This is a genomic window from Methylobacterium sp. 275MFSha3.1, assembly GCF_900108435.1.
In the GTDB taxonomy this organism is placed as follows: Bacteria; Pseudomonadota; Alphaproteobacteria; order Rhizobiales; family Beijerinckiaceae; genus Methylobacterium.
In genome coordinates, this window is sequence record NZ_FNWP01000002.1 from 113053 (window position 1) to 131790 (window position 18738).

The following is an 18738-nucleotide window of genomic DNA, read 5'->3' on the forward strand; positions in this document are numbered from 1 at the left end:
AAGCTTGCACATGACATACCAGTGTTGGGCGGGGTGAGTCCAACCCCTATAAACTGGCTACAGCAATCTCCGAAGTACGCAATGACCAAAAGTAGTATAGGGGTTCAGTGGCCATTCTTGCCGACGGATCCCGGCGATGGGCTCCGTCTCGCGACAAGTGACTTTCGGCCCTGATATGAACAGCTCCGATTTCCGTGCATCTAAGACAAATCGAATTTCGATGATGTATCTAACGCAGTAGATTTGTCGATTGAAGCGCACAGCTACGCTCTCGGTTGTCCCTGTCCTTCATGCGAAGTTGGTTGCGGTGTCCGGGTCGGAAGGTGTCCGTGCCCGCGAGAGCGGGGTCGCGGGTCTCCGGGCAGTTAAAGATAGCCCCGATAGATCGTCCTCGCCGTCGAAGAGGCTGCGCCTACTGGCCCAGGTGGGTACGAGATCGGCACAGTTCGGCCGAGCACGTTCGATCTGTGAGCATTCATGATGCTGCCTGCAGGTAGGACGCCACGCGACACGCAGGTTGGGCGCGGCCCGGGCGGTGCGGGGCAAGCCGACGACGTCAATTGACCGAGTCGGCCGCAGCGCGAGCGCGCGGCGGGCAGGCAGGGGCCGCGCAGATCCGCACCGCGCTCCGTCGGTCACCGTCCCCGGAACGCGGCGTCCAGCGCGTGCGAGACACGCGCCAGGATCCCGGCGCGGGCGGCGGCGTCGGAGCCGATATGCGGGTCGCGCTGCACGCACGGGTCCGCGTAGGTGAACGGCGTAGCGTCCGGGCCCGCCACGAGGGCGCCGTCCGCCGCCTCGCTTATCGCGCAGGCGCGGACGGTCTGCGCGCCCCGGGCGACCACGGGCTGGGTCGGCCCGGCCGGGTTGTCGAAGACGTGCTGCGCTCCGGGAAAGACGGTCAGGTCGACATCGGCGCCGGCCGCCCTCAGCCGCTCCGCGTAGGCCGCGCAGGTGGCGGCGGGATTGTAGTCGTCGCCCCCGCCACCGAAGATCCGGATCGGCCGATCCGCCACGGCCGTGTCGTCCCGGAAGCGGATCGAGCAGTCCGGGTAGACCGGCAGGTAGAGGGCGGGGATCACGCCGGAGCGGTTCCAGGCCGCGTCGAAGCGCTTGAGGCTGGCGTAGAGCGCGGCCTGCCCGCCGCGCGAGAAGCCCATCACGGCGATCCGCGCCGGGTCGACCCGCGGATGCTTCGCCAGCACGCCCAGCGCCCGGTAGATGTCGAGGATCAGGTTCGTGCGCGCCAGGAGGCTCTGGTCGGTGTTGACGCTGGTCAGGCCGCGCCCGGTGAAGCCGTCGATCGCGAAGGTCGAGATCCCGCGCGCCGCCAGCGCCCGCTGCCAGAACTCGATGTTGCCGCCCAGACCCCCGGAGCCGTGCATCAGGATCACGGTCGGCAGGCGCTCGGTCCCCGCCTTGGCGATGCGCAGGATCCCCGCGACCGTGACCGGCTTCGCTCCCTCGGACGTGCCGGTGAGGAACTGCCGGTCGGTCAGCGTCAGGCTCTCGAACGGGTGAACCTCCACGCGGGCGGCGTAGCTGCCGAGATCGGCGACGCCGTCCGCTGCGGGCCCGGCGGAGGCCGCCGGCGTGATGCCGGCCAGCAGACAGGCCGCCAGGAACAGGATCGATCGCCGCATCGGAACGCTCCTCCACCGGGCGGCAGCCTAGCAGCGGCGCGGGCGGCCTGTCGCCGCGCGAGGGACCGGAACCGGTTTCCTCTCGCTGCCCGATGTCAGGCCCCGGGGGCGAGGGCTACGCGGCCGCGCGGTCGGCCAGGTAGGCGCGCCAGCCGCCGAAGCGCGTGATGTCGGCCGCCCCGTCGAGGCCGGCTTGCTCGACCAGGAAGCCCTTGGGCGCCGTGCCGTCGGCGAGCCGCAGCGTGCCGATGCCGAGCGGTGCCGGGATGGCGGCGACGAAGCGTCCGAACGCGGCGGGCGGCAGGGCCCACACCTCGGTCTCGATGGGGGCGCCGTCCCCGGCCGCCACCCGGAGCAACCCCGGGCGCTGCGGCGGGCCGCCCGGCAGGGCGTAGAGCCGATAGTCCCGGGCTGTCGGCACGGCGCGCAGGAAGCGCCCGCCGCAGCCGGCCAGCTCGCGGTTCAGCGGCAGTCCCGAGAGATGCGCCCCGACGACCGCCAGCTCGATCGCGTCCGGTCCGGCCGCGGCCGGCCCCGGCTCCACGACCGGCACCGGCATCGTACCCGCGCCGATCCGCGGCGCCGAGGCCGCGTGCAGGCGTGCCCCGAGGGCGGCGAGGAGCCCGTCCGAGCCGCGCGGCGCCAGCAGGGTGATCCCGGCGGGGAGGCCGTCGGCGCGGGGCCGGCCCGGCACCGCCAGGGCGCACCAGTCCAGCAGGTTGACGAAGTTGGTGTAGGTGCCGAGCTCGCTGTTCGGCCCGATCGGGTCGGCCGCGACCGCCGCGCAGGTCTGCGGGCGCGGGTAGGTCGGCACGGCGAGGACGTCGATCCGGTCCCAGACCGCGTCCGCGGCCCGGCGCAGCGCCGCGAGGCGGTAGAGGCCCGCGAAGGCGTCGGCCGCGCTGTGGCGCTCGGCGGAGGCGATGACCGCCCGCGTCGTCGGGTGGAGGATATCGGGGCGCGTCTCCATCACCGGGCGGATCGCTGCGTAGCGCTCGGCGACCCACGGGCCGTCGTAGAGCAGGGCCGCAACGGCGAACATCGGCGCGAGATCGACCGGCGCCGCCGCCCCGGCGAGGGCTTCGAGATCGGCGACCGTCGCCGCGAAGGCCGCCTCGGAGAGCCCGTCGCCGCCGAAGCGGAGGCTCGCCCCGTCCGGGAGCCCGAGGCGCAGGCCCGGCGGGAGGGCGGCGGGGGCGGCCGGCACCGGCAGGGCCCGCGACCAGGGATCGGCGGCATCCGGACCCAGCATGACCCGGAAGGCCGCGTCGGCGTCGGCCACGGTGCCGGCGAAGACCGAGAGCGTGTCGAGGGTCCGGCAGGCCGGCAGCATCCCGCGGCTGGAGATCGCCCCGAGGGAGGGCTTCAGCCCGACGACGTTGTTGAGCGCCGCCGGCACCCGGCCCGACCCCGCCGTGTCGGTGCCGAGCGCGAAGGCGACGATCCCGTGGGCCACCGCCACGGCCGAGCCGCTACTGGACCCGCCGGGCACGTAGGCCGGATCGATCGCGTTGCGCGGGGCCGGGTGGGGGGTGCGCAGGCCGACGAGCCCGGTGGCGAACTGGTCGAGGTTGGTCTTGCCGATCAGGATCGCGCCGGCCGCGAGGAGCCGCGCCACCGCGGGCGCGGTCTCGGCGGGGGTGTGGGCGAAGTCCGGGCAGGCGGCGGTGGTCGGCAGCCCGGCGACGTCGATGTTGTCCTTGACGGCGAAGGGCACGCCCCAGAGCGGCATCGCCGCGGGGTCGAAGGGCGGGAGCGCCGCCGCGGCTTCGCGAGCATCCGCCTCCGGGACGAGCGCGAGGAAGATGCCGGGATCGTCCACCGCGGCGAGCCGCCGGTAGGCCTCGGCCACGACGGCGCGCGGGTCGAGGCCTCCGGCGTAGGCCGCGTGCAGGAGCGGGATGGTCGGGAAGGGGGGCACGGTCATTCCTCGCAGCGAGGCTCAGGATTCGTCGCCGGTGGCGCGGTACCAGTCGAGGATCTCGCCCCCCTGCATGAACACCGCGTCGCTGCGCGCCAGGACGGCGTCGAGCAGCCGCTCCAGCAGGCCGATCCGGTGCGGCACGCCGGTGATGTAGGGGTGGATCGCGAAGCCCATCACCTTGGCGCCGCCGAGGGGGCCGGAGCCGGCGGCCTCGGCGGCGAGCCGGTCGAGATGGGCGAGCGCCCGCTCTACGAACTCGTCGGCCCGGTGGTGCTGGATGGCCAGCAGCGGGATGTCGTTGAGCTCGACGGAGTAGGGGAGGGCGACGAGGTCGCCCGTGCGCGTCGCCACCCGGCAGGGGCGGTCGTCGACCACGAAGTCGCCGACGTACTCGAGGCCGGCCGCGCGCAGGTGGTCGGGCGTGTCGAGGGTCTCGGTGAGGCCCGGTCCCAGCCAGCCGCGCGGCGGGCGCCCCGTGGTCTGGGTGATCGCCGCGATGGTGCGAGCGATCATCGCCGGCTGGTCCGGGATCCGGTGCGTCGGGACCTGGTGGAAGCCGTGGGCCATGAACTCCCAGCCGGCCGCGTGGGCGGCCTCGGCGACGCGGGGATAGGCCGTGCAGACCGAGCCGTTGATCGACAGCGTCGGGCGGATTCCGCGGCTGGCGAAGGCCTCGAGGAAGCGCCAGAACCCGACCCGCATCCCGTACTCGTGCCACGCCCAGTTGGGGATATCCGGGAGCAGGCTCGCGGCGGTCGGCGGCACCAGGATCTGGCGCGGCATCGGGTTGTCGATCAGCCAGTGCTCGACGTTGACCACCGGCCAGACCGCGACGTGCTTGCCGCCCGGCAGCGTCAGGCGCGGCCGGTCGACGGCGGCGCGGTAGGCGAGGCGGTTCTCGGGCCGGCGGGGATCGTCGGGCGCGGTGTCCATCAGGCGGCGGCCCGCGGGGCGTGGTGGCTGTGGAGCTGGGCCGCCAGCATCCGGCGCAGGTCGTTGAAGGCCGGGCTCGACACGTCGCGCCGCCGCGGCAACTCGACCGGGTGGATCGCCTCGATCCGGCCGGGGCCGGGCGACATCATCACGATGCGGTCGGCCAGGAAGATCGCCTCCTCGATGGCGTGGGTGACGAACAGGATCGTCAGCCCCGTCCGCGACCACAGGTCGAGCAGCTCGTCCTGCAGTCGCTCGCGGGTCATGGCGTCGAGCGCCCCGAAGGGCTCGTCCATCAGCACCACCTCGGCCTCGTTGGCGAGCACCCGGGCGATGGCGACCCGCTGCTTCATCCCGCCCGAGAGCTGGTGCGGGTAAGCGTCGGCGAAGGCCTGGAGGCCGACCAGGGCGATGTAGCGCTCGGCGGTGTCGCGCACCTCGGCGGCGGGCCGCCCGCGGGCCTTCGGGCCGAAGCCGATATTGTCCCGCACCGTGAGCCACGGGAACAGGCCGTAATCCTGGAAGACCATGCCGCGGCTCGGCCCCGGCCCGGCGATCGGCTTGCCCCACATCAGGGCCTGCCCGGCGGTCGGGGCCTCGAAGCCGGCGGCGACCCGCAGCAGCGTCGACTTCCCGCAGCCCGAGGCGCCGAGCAGGCAGACGAACTCGCCGCGGGACACCGTGAGGTTCGCCTCGCGCAGGGCCTCGGTCCGGCGGCCGCCCGCCGTGTAGGTCTTGGAGACCGCCCGCATGTCGAGGATCGGGATCGTCGGATCAGCCATGATTCGGGCTCCAGGCGAGCAGCCGGCGGCCGAGCTGCATGACCAGCCAGTCGGAGACGAAGCCCGCGACCCCGATCACCGCCATGCCGCAGATCACGATCTCGGTGCGCGAGAGCTGGCGCGCCTCCATGATGATCGCGCCGAGGCCGGTCTGGACGCCGGTCATCTCGCCGACCACGATCACCACCCAGGCGAAGCCCAGCCCCAGCCGCAGGCCGGTGAAGATCGACGGCAGCGCCGCCGGCAGCACCACGCGGACGAACTGGGCCGGCCCGGTGCAGCCCAGCATCGCTGCCGCCTCGAACAGGCGCGGCTCAACGGAGCGGACCCCGAACACGGTGTTGACCAGGATCGGGTAGAACGCCCCGAGGAACACGAGGAAGAAGGCCGAGCGCGGCCCGAGGCCGAACAGGATCATCGCCAGCGGCAGCCACGCGGTGACCGGCACCGGCCGCAGGACCTGCAGGACGGGATCGAGCAGCGCCCGGATCAGGGGCACGCGGCCGATCAGCAGGCCGAGCGGCAGGGCGGCGGCGGCCGCCAGCGCGAAGCCGCCGTAGACCCGGCTCAGCGACGCCGCGAGATGGGTCCAGAGCGTGCCGCTGAACGCGTCGTCGTTGACGCCGCCGACCGCGAGATCCCGCATCTCGGCCCAGACCTCCGCGGGGGGCGGGATCAGGCTGTAGGGCCGGCCCGCGGTGGTGACCTGCCAGACCGCGACGAGCGCGGCCGGCACCACGCAGGCGAGCGCCAGCCGGCGCAGGTGGGCGAGTCCGGGCCCGGATCCGGCCCGGCGGGAGGGCGCCGGCGTCACCGCCGCCGGCAGGGCGCCGGCCTCGATCCCGGTGCTCACGCCCGCCCCAGCGCGTCGACGAAGCGGGTATCGATGAAACCGGGCTCCGGCAGCCGCTTGATCTGCTTGAGCGCGAGCATGTGCTGCGCGTAGGCATCGGCCTGCCGGATCTCGTTCGGCCCGAGGCGCCAGGTCAGCTCGACGTTCGGGGCCGAGAGCTCGAGCGCCTCGCGCTTCTGGCCGAGCTTCGCCACCGCCATGGCGATCATCGCGTCGCGGTCGCCGGCCGCGAAGTCCGTCGCCTTGCGGTGAATCTCCAGCATGGTCCGGACGAGGTCCGGCCGCTCGGCCAGCGTGTCGCGGTGGGCGCCGAACACCATGTTCAGCGCGCCCATCTCGGTGCCGTAGGGGTACTCGACGAGCTGGCCGACGCCCGAGGCGAGGCTGACGCCGGGGCCCGGCTCGGCGCCGACATAGGCGTCGACGTCGCCGCGGGCGAGCGCGATGTGCATCTCCGAGAAGAAGACGCGCACGGGGGTGATGTCCTTCACCGAGAGCCCCTCCATGCGCATCCGCTCCAGGACGAAGACCTCCTGGGTGCTGCCGGGCCAGATCGCGACGCGCTTGCCGCGCAGGTCCTTGATGGCGTGGATGTCGGAGCCCTTCTTGGCGATCACCGCCATCCCGCGGTTGCAGGTGGAGGCGATGACCACGAGCGGCTCGCCGGCGGCGGCGCCCAGCGTCGCGGCGGCGATCCCGAAGGTGCCGAAATCCACCGACTTGGTGACCACGGCGTTCTTGCACTCGGTCGGGCTCTCGAAGGGCACAACCTCCACGTTCACCCCGGGCGGGGTGAAGCGCGCGTAGAAACTCGGCGCGATCGAGTGGATCAGCTTGAGCGAGCCCATCCGGATCGTGACGGGCGCGCTCTGGGCGCGGGCCCGGGCCAGGGGTCCGAGGGCGAGGCCGGCCCCGAGACCGGCCAGGAGGGTGCGGCGGCGGATCATCGAACGGCTCCTGCAGGGTCTCGATGTGCCGAGGCTACGGGCACCAACCTGTTGCGAGGAAGTGCTATTTTCTGAGCGTGCCGTTGCCATAAACGCAACAGCCCGGCAGGGTAGGGGCGTGAAGCACCTGCGCACCGTCACCTACGTCGCCGAGGTCGCCCGCGCCGGCTCGATCCGGCGCGCCGCGGAGCGCTTGAACCTCACGCCCTCGGCCCTGACCCGGCAGATCCAAGATCTCGAGTACGAGCTCGGCACGCCGATCTTCGAGCGCCTGCCGCAGGGGATGCGGCTCAACGCGGCCGGCGAGCTCTTCGCCCGGCACATCCGCGACCAGGCCGCCGATCTCGACCGGGTCCGCTCGCAGATCGCCGACCTGTCGGGCGTGCGGCGGGGGCACGTGGCGCTCGCCTGCAGCCAAGCCTTCGTCACCCAGGTGGTGCCCGAGGAGGTCGAGGCCTACCGCGCCCGCTTTCCGCAGGTCGGCTTCACCGTGCAGGTCCGCGACCACGCTCAGGCGGTCACCGCCCTGGCGGAATTCGAGGCCGACCTCGCCCTGATCCTGCAGCCGCCGCCCTCGGCGGAGCTGCACCCGCTCTATTCCGGCCACCAGACCCTGTGCGCGCTGATGCGCAGAGGCCACGCGCTGGCGGCGGAGAGCGGGCCGGTGCGGCTGCGCGACTGTCTCGCGCACGCCCTGGCGCTGCCCGACCGATCGCTCGCCATCCGCCACCACATCGAGCACGCGCTGGCCCGGCGGGGCGTCGAGCTCCGGCCGGTCGTGGAGTCGGGCTCGCTGGAGTTCCTGCGCAACCTCACCCTGCGGGAGGACGTGGTGAGCCTGCAGGTGCCCAGCGGCATCCCGGAGGACCCGCGCCTGCACAGCCGGCCGATCGACACCCGCGACCTCACCCCGATGACGCTGGTCCTGGCGCAGCTGCGCGGGCGCTCGCTGTCGGTGGCCGCCGCCAAGTTCGCCGATCAGCTCGTCGTCCGGCTGAACCGGGAAGGGGCCTGACCGGCGTCCCGCTCAGGCGGGCAGGCCGGCTTCGGCCAGCGCCGCGGCGTATCGCTGCCCCAGGGCGGCGACCGGGAAGGGGATCCGCGCCAGGAAGCCCGAGACCGTCAATCCGGGCTCGATCGCCAGGAGCTCGGCGACCGCCTGCCGGGCGCGCTCCGGCTGGCCGAGCCCGACATGGGCCACGGCGAGCGCCCGCAGGGCGACGGCGAAGCGTCGGTTCTGCGCCAGCGCCCGCTCGGCCCACCGGATCGCCTCGGGATAGTCGGCCTCGCTGACCGCCGCGACCGCCATCACGCCCGACATCAGCCAGCCGCGCGGATCCCGCGGGTTGAGCTGCAGCGCCCGCTCGACCATGGCGCGTCCCGCCTCCGCGCGGCCGCACATGGTCTCGATCCAGCCCGCGAGGGTAAGCGCCAGGGCGGAGTTCGGGTTGACGAGCAGCGCGCGGCCGAACAGGTCGCGTGCCCGGTCCCGCCCGGTCTCCGACATGTTCCAGACCGCGAAGGCCGCCATCCACAGCACCTGCGCGTCCCCGGGCGCGCGCTCGACCGCGCCCCAGGCCAGCCGCACGGCCGCCGCGCGCTCCGCGTCGCCCTGCGCGATCCAGCCCTGGAAATGGCACTGCGCCCGGCAATAGGCCGCGGCGGCCATCGCCGGGGCGTAGCCCGGGTCGAGCGCCAGGGCCTCGTCCAGGTGATCGAGCGCCGCCGCCATGCCGGCGGCGGTGAAGTCGGCGAGCCGGGCATTGGCCCGGAGCAGCCGGTCGTAGGCGTCCGGATGGGCCGGCGCGTCGCGGCCGAGCCGTCCGATCTCCGCCAACTGGAGGGTGGGCTCGATCGCGGCGGCGGCGCGCGCGGCGACCCGCTCCTGCAGGGCGAAGACGTCGTCGAGCCCGCCGTCGAAGCTGTCGGCCCAGAGATGGGCGCCGGTCCCGGCATCGACCAGCTGGCCGGTGATCCGCAGGCGCGACCCGCCGCGGCGCACGCTGCCGGCGACCACGTAGCCGACGCCGAGCTCCTGCCCGACCCGGCGCACGTCGATCGCCGCGCCCCGGTAGGTGAAGGTCGAGTTGCGCGCGATCACGAACAGGCCGCTGACGCGGGACAGCGCCGTGATGATCTCCTCGGTGATCCCGTCGGCGAAGTAAGCCTGATCCGGATCTGCGCTCATGTTGGTGAAGGGCAGGACCGCCACCGCGGGCAGGCGCGGCCCGGTGCGCCACGTGACGCTCGCCTCCGCCGCGTCTTCCGGAGCGATCCCGGGCGAGACCTCCGATGCGGCCTCCCGCACGGCGCCGACGAAGCGCACGCCCTTGCGCGGGAGCGTCCGGATCCAGCGCTGCTCGGTTCCGGTGTCGCCGATCGCCGTCCGGGCCGCGTTGATCCGGCTGCCGAGGGTCGCCTCGGAGACGATGCGCCCGTTCCAGACCGCCTCCAGCAGGTCGTCGCGGCTCACCACCCGGTCGCGCCGCTCGATCAGCACCCGCAGGAGGTCGAAGACCTGCGGCTCGACGGCGATCTCGGCGCCGTCCCGGCTGAGCTCGCGCCGCGCAGAATCGAGGGTGAAGGATCCGAACCGGTAGATCACGGGGCGTTCCTGGGCGGGGCCATGTCCGCGTTCCGCGCCCTGCTCACCGAACCGGTCTCCGCGGCGGAGGGCGCTCTAGCACGGGCTCGGGCGAGCATAAATCATGGGCCTCTGAAAGTGTCCTCAAGGTCCTCTCAAAGCGCGGTGTCGAGCATCGGGATAGATTTCGCTCCATCGAAGACTTTCCGACGAGGGAGCCGTCCATGGCCCGCGAGACCGATCCCGACACATCCGCCTGGAGCCGCCGCCGCCTCCTGAAGAGCGCGGTAGCCACCGCCGCCCTCGCCGAGCTCGGCCTCGGCCGGACCGCGCGGGCGCAGGGCGGCTCGGCCCCCGGCGCCCCGGTCCCCGGCGCCGTGCCGGGCGTCCTGAAGCAGGTCGAGGCCGGCGTGCTCGACGTCGGCTACGTCGAGGCCGGTCCCGCCGACGGGCCGGCGGTCATCCTGCTGCACGGCTGGCCCTACGACATCCACGCCTTCGCGGAGGTCGTTCCGATCCTCACGGCGGCCGGGCACCGGGTGATCGTGCCGTACCTGCGCGGCTACGGCACCACCCGTTTCCTGGCGTCGGACACGGTCCGGAACGGCGAGCAGGCGGCACTCGCGGTGGACGTCATCGCCCTGATGGACGCCCTGAAGATCCCCCAGGCCGTCCTGGGCGGCTTCGACTGGGGCGCGCGGACGGCCGACATCGTCGCGGCGCTGTGGCCGGAGCGGTGCCGGGCGCTGGTGGCGGTCAGCGGCTACCTGATCGGCAACCAGGAGGCCGGCAAGAAGCCGCTGCCGCCGCGGGCCGAGCTGTCCTGGTGGTACCAGTTCTACTTCGCCACCAGCCGGGGGCGGGCCGGCTACGAGGCCTACCGTGCCGACTTCGCCAAGCTGATCTGGCAGACCGCCTCGCCGCGCTGGCGCTTCGACGACGCAACCTTCGCGCGGAGCGCCCCGGCCCTCGACAACCCGGATCACGTCAGCATCGTCATCCACAATTACCGCTGGCGGATGGGCCTCGCCGAGGGCGAGCGCCGGTACGACGCGCTGGAGAGCCGCCTCGCGCAGGCGCCCACGATCGGCGTGCCGACCATCACCCTGGAGGGCGACGCGAACGGCGCCCCGCATCCCGACCCCGCCAGCTACGCGGCCAAGTTCACCGGACGCTACGCGCACCGGCTGATCACCGGCGGGATCGGCCACAACCTCCCGCAGGAGGCCCCGCGCGCCTTCGCGCAGGCCGTGATCGACGCGGCCGCGGCCTGACCGCGCCGGCGCGGCCGGATCATCCCCGGACACACGATCATCCCGAGACGATGACGGAGGTTGCCATGCGGTTCCTGGCTGTCGCGCTGCCGGCCCTGCTCGCTGCGGGCCTGATTTTGGGAGGCTCCGCGGTGCGCGCCGTGGATGCCGGGACCGCCCCGGCGGCCTCGCCGATCTACGGCGTCACCGTCCCGGACGGGTACCGCGCCTGGCAGCTCGTCGGCGTCGCGCAGGAGACCGGGGCCCTCGACGAACTGCGCGCCGTGGTCGGCAACGCGCGGGCGCTGGACGCCTACCGGTCGGGCACCCTGCCGTTCCCGGACGGGACGGTGCTGGTGAAGCGCGCCTGGACGCGGGTGCCGTCCGCGGAGTTCGCCCCGGCCTTCGTGCCCGGCGGCGCCACGACGGTTCAGGTCATGGTGAAGGATTCGCGGCGCTACGCGGCGACGGGGGGCTGGGGGTTCGGGCGCTTCGTCGACGGCAAGCCCGCGGACGCGGCACAGCACGAGACCTGCTTCGCCTGCCACAGCGCCAATGTCCGGGACCACGACTTCGTGTTCACGCGGCTCGCGCCCTGAGGCCGGCCGCAAACTGGACGGACGCCCGGACGGACGCCACGACGCCCCTGTCAGCGCGCGGCTTCCCTCAACGTCCGCTCGCTGTCGCGCCTTGCGTCTCCCGTCAGCCGGCGCCTACACCTTTGCCGGCTCAAGCTCGGCCCGGACCGGGCGGGACATGACGGCGCCGGCCCGAGGCACGGCCCCGCAGGGAGGATAGCGCGTGACGATCGCCCGATACGGCGCAGCCCTGGCGCTGCTCTGCGGCTTCGGTTCCCTCTCGCCCCTCAGGGCCGACGAGTGCCCCAACCGCGGCCAACTCGACGACGCCTACTGCGACGCCAACAAGGACCTCGTCGCCGACGTTCCGGCCAAGACCCGCGACCCGAGCGTCATCGTCTTCGCCTACACGCCGGTGGAGGATCCCGCGGTCTACGAGAACTCGTTCAAGCCGTTCACGACCTACCTGAGCCAGTGCACCGGCAAGCGCGTCGTCTACTACCCGGTCCAGTCGAACTCCGCCGAGATCGAGGCGATGCGCTCCGGCCGGCTCACGGTGGCGGGCTTCTCGACCGGACCTCTCGGCTTCGCGGTGAACATGGCCGGCGCGATCCCGTTCGCCGCCAAGGGCACCGAGAAGGGTGCCGAGGGCTACAACCTGATCGTCGTGGTGAAGGCGAGCAGCCCGTACAAGACGCTGGCCGACCTCAAGGGCAAGCGCGTGGCCCACACGGCGCCGTCGTCGAATTCCGGCAACCTCGCGCCCAAGGCCCTGTTCCCCGAGCAGGGGCTGAAGCCCGGCGAGGACTACAAGCTCATCTACTCGGGCGGCCACGACAAGTCGGCGCTGGGCGTCGGCACCGGCGACTACGACGCCGCCCCGGTGGCCTCGGACGTGTTCTACCGGATGGTCGCCCGCGGGACGATCAAGGGCGACGATTACCGGGTGATCTACACGAGCGAGAAGTTCCCGACCTCGGGTTTCGCCTACGCCCACGATCTCAAGCCGGAACTCGCCGAGAAGCTGAAACAGTGCTTCTACGACTTCCGCTTCCCGCCCGACATGGTGAAGGATTTCGAGGGCGACGACCGGTTCGCGCCGATCACCTACCTCAAGGACTGGGCGATCGTCCGCAAGGTCGCGGAGGAATCGGGCACGCCGTACAACAAGGTCGCCTACGAGCGCGAGGCCGCCCGCGAGGCCGAGGCGGCGCGCAAGAAGGCCGCGGGCGCGCCCAAGCCGTGACTCAGGCGTTGACGTCGGCCGTGACGGCGAGGAGCGCGGCGCGCGCGGTGGCGGCCGGACTCGAGGGCGATCCCCGCGCCCTGGTGATCCGGGGACTGACCAAGGCGTACCGGGCCGGCCAGCCGGTCCTGAAGGGCATCGACCTCGTGGTGCCGGGCACCGGGCTCACGGCGATCATCGGGCCGTCCGGTACCGGCAAGAGCACCCTGATCCGCTGCATCAACCGGCTGGTCCAGCCGACCTCGGGGGAGATCCTGTTCCGGGGCGAGGACCTCGCCCGGCTCTCCGGCCCCGCCCTGCGCCGGGCGCGCCGCCGGATCGGGATGGTGTTCCAGGAGTACAACCTGGTCGAGCGCCTCTCGGTGATGGAGAACCTGCTCTGCGGCCGCCTCGGCTACGTGCCGGCCTGGCGCGCGTGGCTGCGGCGCTTCCCCGAGGCGGACATCGCCCGCGCCTTCGACCTCCTCGACGCGGTCGGCTTGTCGGGCTTCGCCACCCGCCGGGCCGACGCCCTGTCGGGCGGGCAGCGCCAGCGCGTCGGCATCGCCCGGGCGATCATGCAGGAGCCCGAGATCGTGCTCGCCGACGAGCCGACCTCGTCCCTCGACCCGAAGAGCTCCGTCGAGATCATGGAGATCCTGTCCCGGCTCGCGGCCGAGCGCGGCGTGCCGGTGGTGGTCAACATCCACAACGTGGCGCTCGCCCAGCGCTTCGCCGCGCGGATCGTCGGCATGTCGGGCGGGCACGTGGTCTATGACGGGCCGCCGGACCGGCTGAGCGAGGCCGACCTGCGCGGCATCTACGGCGGCGAGAACTGGCTCGAATGAGCGCGCCCGCCCGCCCGGCCTCCCCCGACGCCTCCCCCGACCGCGTCGCGTTCCGGCCCAACTGGACCGCCCGCGCGGGCTGGGCGCTCCTCGCCGTCTACGCGGTCTACGCGGCGACCCAGCTCGGCTTCTCGCCCGAGCGCTTCGCCGGCGGCCTCGCCCACGGGCAGCAGTTCCTGGCCCGGATGTTCCCGCCGAACTTCTCCCGCTGGGAGCTGATCCAGTCGGGGATCCTCGAGAGCCTGCAGATCGCCGTGATCGCCACGGTGGTCGGCATCGCGGTCGCCCTGCCGATCGGCTTCCTGGCGGCCCGCAACCTGATGCCGCCCTGGGTGACGTGGCCGACCCGCATCCTGATCGCGCTCTGCCGGTCGTTCCACCCGATCATCGTGGCGATCCTGTTCGTGAAGGCGATCGGCTTCGGGGCGCTCGCCGGCGTCATGGCGCTGATCGTCGCCTCGGTGGGCTTCATCGCCAAGCTGTTCGCCGAGGCGATCGAGGAGATCTCGCTGAAGCAGGTCGAGGCGGTGCGCGCGACCGGCGCCGGCTTCCTGTCGACGCTGATCATGGGCGTGCAGCCGCAGGTGCTGCCGCGCTTCATCGGCTTCGCCACCTACCAGCTCGATTCCAACCTGCGGAACTCGACCATGGTGGGCATCGTCGGCGGCGGCGGCATCGGAGCGACGCTGTTCACCGCCTACCAGCGCTTCGACTTCGACGTGGTGCTGGCGATCCTGATCGTCATCGTCGCCTTGATCATGGTGGCCGAGATCGTCTCCGGCTGGGCCCGCAAGGTGTTCCAGTGAGCGTCGCCCTCGCGCCCGCGTCCGCCGACCCGCGCCGCTGGCAGCGCTTCCCCCTGTGGAAGCGGCTGGCGCGGCTCGCCTTCACGCTGTGCGCGGTGGCGGCCTTCGTGGCGAGCCTGCGCACCATCGAGGTGATCCCGGAATTCCTCTACGACGCCCCCGACCAGCTGGCCGACCTGTTCGGCCGGATGTGGCCGATGGATGCCGGCTATGTCGGGCCGACCCTGCGGGCGCTGGTGGAGACGCTCCACATCGCAACGCTCGGCACCCTGATCGCCATCGCGATCGCGGTGCCGATCGGGCTGATGGCGGCCCGCAACGTCACGCCCAACCGCGCGCTGAACCTCTTCGCCAAGTTCGTGTTCGTGACCTCGCGCTCGGTGAACTCCCTGGTCTGGGCGCTGCTGTTCGTGGCGGTGTTCGGCCCCGGTCCGCTGGCCGGGACCCTGGCGATCGCGCTCCGCTCCGTCGGCTTCACCGGAAAGCTGTTCGCCGAGGCGCTGGAGGAGGCCAATCGCGGCTCGATCGAGGCCCTGCAGGCCGCGGGTGCCGGCCGGATGTCGACTTTGCTGCTCGGCTACTGGCCGCAGGTGAAACCGGCCTTCTGGTCGATCGCGCTGTTCCGCTGGGACATCAACATCCGCGAATCCGCCGTGCTGGGGCTGGTCGGCGCGGGCGGCATCGGCGTCGCGCTCGATACCGCCCTGAACCTGCTCTACTGGGACCAAGTCGCCGTGGTGCTCGCCGCGATCTTCGGCGTCGTCATCCTGGCCGAGATCGTCGTGACGGCGCTCCGCGCCCGGACGCTCTGAGACGGGCCCCGGTCAGCGCCCCAGCGACATGCCGAGCGGCGGCTCGACCTCCGGCGGCAGCGGCGAGACGTAGCCCGCTGCGCCGACCCGGCGGGCGAGATCCGCCTTGGCGGCGTCGCGGAGGGCCGCGTCGGTCACCGCCCGGGCCCCGGTGGCGGCCATCGCCTTGGCGACCTGCACCATCGCCTTGTGGGCCGCGGGGGTCTTGCCCTGCGCCACCACCTGCCAGGTGTGGAACGGCGTGCCGATGGCCACCGTGGGCGCGTGGGCCTGGACGGTCGGCACCACCCAGCTGACGTCGCCGACGTCGGTGGACCCCACCGCCGGGTTGCGCGGCGCGTCGAGGGGCACGAGGAAGTCGGCGAGCGGCGCCTCGGTGCGCGGCATCCCGATGGCGCGGAACACGGCGTCGATGTCGCCGTCGGTGAGCGTCGCCCGGATCTTGCCGGCGAAGTCCCGGTCGGCGGCGTCGAAATGCGGCGGCCCGAGTTCCTCCATCACGCCGTGCAGCGCCTGCTCCAGGGGATCGTTGCCCAGCAGGTTCGACACCGCGCTGACGATCCGCACCTCGACCGCGGTCTCGGTCATCAGGGCGGCGCCCTCGGCGATCTTCTTCACCCGCGCGACCAGCGCCAGCATGCCGGGCAGGTCGCGGGCCCGGATCGAGTAGCGCACCGTCGCGCCGGCCTGGACGACGTTCGGGGCGATGCCGCCGGCGTCGAGATAGGCGTAGTGGACCCGCGCGTCGGACGGCATGTGCTCGCGCATGTAGTTCACGCCGACGCTCATCAGCTCGACGGCGTCGAGCGCCGAGCGCCCGAGATGGGGCGCGGCCGCCGCGTGGGCGGTGCGGCCGGTGAAGACGAAGTCGGCCCGGGTGTTGGCGAGGGCGACCGGCGGTGCCACCTCCCAGAAGCTGCCCGGATGCCAGGTGATCGCGATGTCGGCGTCCGCGAAGGCGCCGGCGCGGACCATGAAGGCCTTGGCGGCACCGCCTTCCTCCGCCGGGCAGCCGTAGTAGCGCACGCGGCCGGGCGTCCCGGTCTCGGCGAGCCAGTCCTTCAGCGCGGTGGCGGCGAGCAGAGCCGCCGAGCCGAGGAGGTTGTGGCCGCAGCCGTGGCCGTGCCCGCCCGCCTCCACCGGCCGGTGCTCGGCGACGCCGGCCTCCTGCGACAGGCCCGGCAGGGCGTCGTACTCGCCGAGGAACGCGATGACCGGCCCGCCGTCTCCCGCCTCGCCCATCACGGCGGTGGGGATGCCGGCGACCGCCTCGGTGACCCGGAAGCCCTGGTGGCGCAGCTCGGCGACGTGCTCGGCGCAGGAGCGGCTCTCCGTGTAGCAGACCTCCGGCATGCCCCAGACCCGCTCGGACAGGGCGATCAGCCGTTCCGACTGCGCGTCGACGTGGCGCCACACGGCGTTGCGGTTGTCCATCGAGTCCACTCCGGGAAAGCTGCGCGTCGAGGTCGCGCCACCATAGCGGGCTCCGCGCCGTCATCGCGAGCGCAGCGAAGCGACCCAGGGTTGCGCGCCCTCGGGAAGCGTGGCGCTGCTGGATTGCTTCGCTCCGCTCGCAAGGACGGATACGGCGCGCGCCCCGCTGCTGCCTGACCGCATGCACCGCCCAGGCCATGCTGCTGCCCGAACCAAGCGTCCGTCAACACGTTCCGATTGAACCGTCACTGGCCCGCCCCTTGCCAAGGCCGCTGCCGGAATGTTGCTGTGCCTGTCACGGCGGTAAACGGGAAAGCGTACATGGACGAGCGGGATCTGCGCGGCCTCATCGGGCAGGTGAAGGACGGCCGCCTGTCGCGGCGCGCTTTCGTGCAGCGGATGGTGGCTGTGGGCCTCACCGCGCCCATGGCCGGGCTGATGCTGGCCGGGAACGGGGTCGCGATGGCGGCCGATATCCGGGCCGGCTACAAGCCGACCAAGGCCGGCGGCGGCGGCGCGCTGAAGCTCCTCTGGTGGCAGGCGCCGACGCTGATCAACCCGCATTTCGCCGTCGGCACCAAGGACCAGGACGCCTCGCGGATCTTCTACGAGCCGCTCGCCGCCTGGGACGCGGACGGCAACCTCGTGCCGGTGCTCGCCGCCTCGATCCCGTCGAAGGAGAACGGCGCGCTCGCCGCCGACGGCCGCTCGGTGGTCTGGACGCTGAAGCCCGGGGTCAAGTGGCACGACGGCAAGCCGCTCACCGCCGACGACCTCGTCTTCACCTGGGAATACGCCCGCGACCCCGCCACCGCCGCGGTGACGGCCGGCTCCTACAAGGATTGCAAGGTCGAGAAGGTCGACGACCTCAGCGTCCGGGTGCTGTTCGACAAGCCGACGCCCTACTGGTGCGACGCTTACGTGGGCATCGTCGGGATGGTGCTGCCGAAGCACCTGTTCGGACCCTACAGCGGCGCCAAGTCCCGGGACGCGCCCCAGAACCTCGCCCCGGTGGGCACCGGCCCGTACCGGTTCGTGGAGTTCCGGCCCGGCGACATCGTCCGCGGCGAGCGCAACCCCGACTACCACCTGCCGAACCGCCCGTACTTCGACACGGTCGAGATGAAGGGCGGCGGCGACGCGGTCTCGGCCGCCCGAGCCGTGCTCCAGACCGGCGAGTACGACTACGCCTGGAACATGCTGATCGAGGACGAGGTGCTGAAGCGCCTGGAGACCGGCGGCAAGGGCCGGGTCGACGTGGTCTACGGCGGCAAGCTCGAGTTCCTGCTTCTCAACGCCGCCGACCCGAACGTCGAGGTCGACGGCGAGCGCGCCTCGATCACCACCAAGCACCCCGCCTTCTCCGACCCGAAGGTGTGCCAGGCGATGAACCTGCTGGTCGACCGCAAGTCGATCCAGACCTACATCTACGGCCGCACCGGCAAGCCCACCGGCAACACGGTCAACGGCCCGGAGCGCTTCGTCTCGAAGAACACGAGCTTCGCCTTCGACCCGGTCAAGGCCAACGCGCTCCTCGACGAGGCCGGCTGGAAGAAGGGCTCGGACGGCATCCGCGCCAAGGACGGCAAGAAGCTCAAGCTGGTCTTCCAGACCTCGATCAACGCCCCGCGCCAGAAGACCCAGGCGATCATCAAGCAGGCGGCCGCCAAGGCCGGCATCGAGATCGAGCTGAAATCGGTGACCGGCTCGGTGTTCTTCTCCTCCGACCCGGCCAACCCCGACACCTGCACGCATTTCTACGCCGACATGGAGATGTACGCCTACAGCATGACGCAGGCCGATCCGGCGATCTGGCTGCTCATGTACGCCTCCTGGGAGGTGGCCCAGAAGGCCAACAAGTGGCAGGGCCGCAACGTCGTGCGCTGGCGCAACGACACCTACGACAAGGCCTACAACGCCGCCCAGAGCGAGCTCGACCCGGTCAAGCGCGCGGCGCTGCTGATCACCTGCAACGACCTCGCGGTCTCCGAGAACGTGCTGCCGTTGATCCACCGCGCCGAGGTCTCGGCGGTGGGCGCGACGCTGACGGCGCCCCGCAGCGGCTGGGACAACGACCTGTCGTTCCTGCCCGACTGGTACAGGGAGGCCTGAGCGG

At 72.4% G+C, this 18738-nt stretch carries 16 protein-coding genes; 8 read left to right on the forward strand and 8 right to left on the reverse strand.

The window, feature by feature from the left end; all coding sequences use genetic code 11:
• Positions 1–635: 635 nt before the first annotated feature.
• From BLW78_RS00515 to BLW78_RS00540, 6 genes are all read right to left on the reverse strand, one after another.
• Positions 636–1643: a dienelactone hydrolase family protein gene (locus BLW78_RS00515; protein WP_056524875.1), complete on the reverse strand. Its 1008-nt coding sequence runs from the start codon at positions 1641–1643 to the stop codon at positions 636–638.
• 115 nt (positions 1644–1758) lie between these two features.
• Positions 1759–3570: an allophanate hydrolase gene (atzF, locus tag BLW78_RS00520; protein ID WP_091675647.1), complete on the reverse strand. Its 1812-nt coding sequence runs from the start codon at positions 3568–3570 to the stop codon at positions 1759–1761.
• 15 nt (positions 3571–3585) lie between these two features.
• Entirely contained in the window at positions 3586–4500 is a 915-nt protein-coding gene (locus BLW78_RS00525) for a polysaccharide deacetylase family protein (protein WP_091675650.1), read from the reverse strand.
• A complete protein-coding gene (locus BLW78_RS00530; protein ID WP_020091230.1) occupies positions 4500–5282 on the reverse strand; it encodes an ABC transporter ATP-binding protein in 783 nt (260 codons plus the stop codon). Before BLW78_RS00530 ends, BLW78_RS00525 begins: the two co-directional genes overlap by 1 nt.
• On the reverse strand, positions 5275–6135 hold the full coding sequence (locus BLW78_RS00535; RefSeq protein ID WP_020091229.1) for an ABC transporter permease: 861 nt from the start codon (positions 6133–6135) through the stop codon (positions 5275–5277). The genes BLW78_RS00530 and BLW78_RS00535 overlap by 8 nt, the downstream gene beginning before the upstream one ends.
• Positions 6132–7082 (reverse strand): ABC transporter substrate-binding protein, encoded by a 951-nt coding sequence (locus BLW78_RS00540; RefSeq protein ID WP_091675653.1) that lies wholly within the window; start codon positions 7080–7082, stop codon positions 6132–6134. The genes BLW78_RS00535 and BLW78_RS00540 overlap by 4 nt, the downstream gene beginning before the upstream one ends.
• Before the next feature lie 118 nt (positions 7083–7200).
• On the opposite strand from BLW78_RS00540, the gene BLW78_RS00545 reads away from it, so the two are divergent.
• Complete coding sequence (locus BLW78_RS00545) at positions 7201–8097, forward strand: LysR family transcriptional regulator (RefSeq protein ID WP_042671102.1); 897 nt, start codon at positions 7201–7203, stop codon at positions 8095–8097.
• A 12-nt stretch (positions 8098–8109) separates the two neighbouring features.
• Here BLW78_RS00545 and BLW78_RS00550 read toward each other — a convergent pair whose 3' ends face one another.
• The gene (locus tag BLW78_RS00550; RefSeq protein WP_091675655.1) at positions 8110–9687 is read right to left on the reverse strand and encodes a winged helix-turn-helix domain-containing tetratricopeptide repeat protein; all 1578 of its coding nucleotides are present in this window, start codon (positions 9685–9687) and stop codon (positions 8110–8112) included.
• A 203-nt stretch (positions 9688–9890) separates the two neighbouring features.
• Between BLW78_RS00550 and BLW78_RS00555 the strand changes: the two genes are divergently transcribed.
• The 6 genes from BLW78_RS00555 (at position 9891) to phnE (BLW78_RS00580) (ending at position 15188) form a co-directional block, all read left to right on the forward strand.
• Positions 9891–10940, forward strand: coding sequence for an alpha/beta fold hydrolase (locus BLW78_RS00555; RefSeq protein WP_091675658.1), 1050 nt, complete (start codon positions 9891–9893; stop codon positions 10938–10940).
• A 65-nt stretch (positions 10941–11005) separates the two neighbouring features.
• Positions 11006–11518, forward strand: coding sequence for a cytochrome P460 family protein (locus BLW78_RS00560; protein WP_170855059.1), 513 nt, complete (start codon positions 11006–11008; stop codon positions 11516–11518).
• 202 nt (positions 11519–11720) lie between these two features.
• A complete protein-coding gene (phnD, locus tag BLW78_RS00565; RefSeq protein ID WP_056524895.1) occupies positions 11721–12743 on the forward strand; it encodes a phosphate/phosphite/phosphonate ABC transporter substrate-binding protein in 1023 nt (340 codons plus the stop codon).
• Positions 12744–12763: 20 nt separating this feature from the next.
• Positions 12764–13570: a phosphonate ABC transporter ATP-binding protein gene (gene phnC / locus BLW78_RS00570; RefSeq protein ID WP_244526695.1), complete on the forward strand. Its 807-nt coding sequence runs from the start codon at positions 12764–12766 to the stop codon at positions 13568–13570.
• Positions 13567–14376 (forward strand): phosphonate ABC transporter, permease protein PhnE, encoded by an 810-nt coding sequence (gene phnE / locus BLW78_RS00575; RefSeq protein ID WP_091675666.1) that lies wholly within the window; start codon positions 13567–13569, stop codon positions 14374–14376. The genes phnC and phnE (BLW78_RS00575) overlap by 4 nt, the downstream gene beginning before the upstream one ends.
• The gene (gene phnE, locus BLW78_RS00580) at positions 14373–15188 is read left to right on the forward strand and encodes a phosphonate ABC transporter, permease protein PhnE (protein WP_020091220.1); all 816 of its coding nucleotides are present in this window, start codon (positions 14373–14375) and stop codon (positions 15186–15188) included. Before phnE (BLW78_RS00575) ends, phnE (BLW78_RS00580) begins: the two co-directional genes overlap by 4 nt.
• A gap of 12 nt (positions 15189–15200) precedes the next feature.
• Here phnE (BLW78_RS00580) and BLW78_RS00585 read toward each other — a convergent pair whose 3' ends face one another.
• Positions 15201–16622 (reverse strand): M20 family metallopeptidase, encoded by a 1422-nt coding sequence (locus BLW78_RS00585; protein WP_091675670.1) that lies wholly within the window; start codon positions 16620–16622, stop codon positions 15201–15203.
• Positions 16623–16943: 321 nt separating this feature from the next.
• On the opposite strand from BLW78_RS00585, the gene BLW78_RS00590 reads away from it, so the two are divergent.
• Positions 16944–18734, forward strand: coding sequence for a peptide ABC transporter substrate-binding protein (locus BLW78_RS00590; RefSeq protein ID WP_091675673.1), 1791 nt, complete (start codon positions 16944–16946; stop codon positions 18732–18734).
• The last annotated feature ends 4 nt before the right edge of the window (positions 18735–18738 follow it).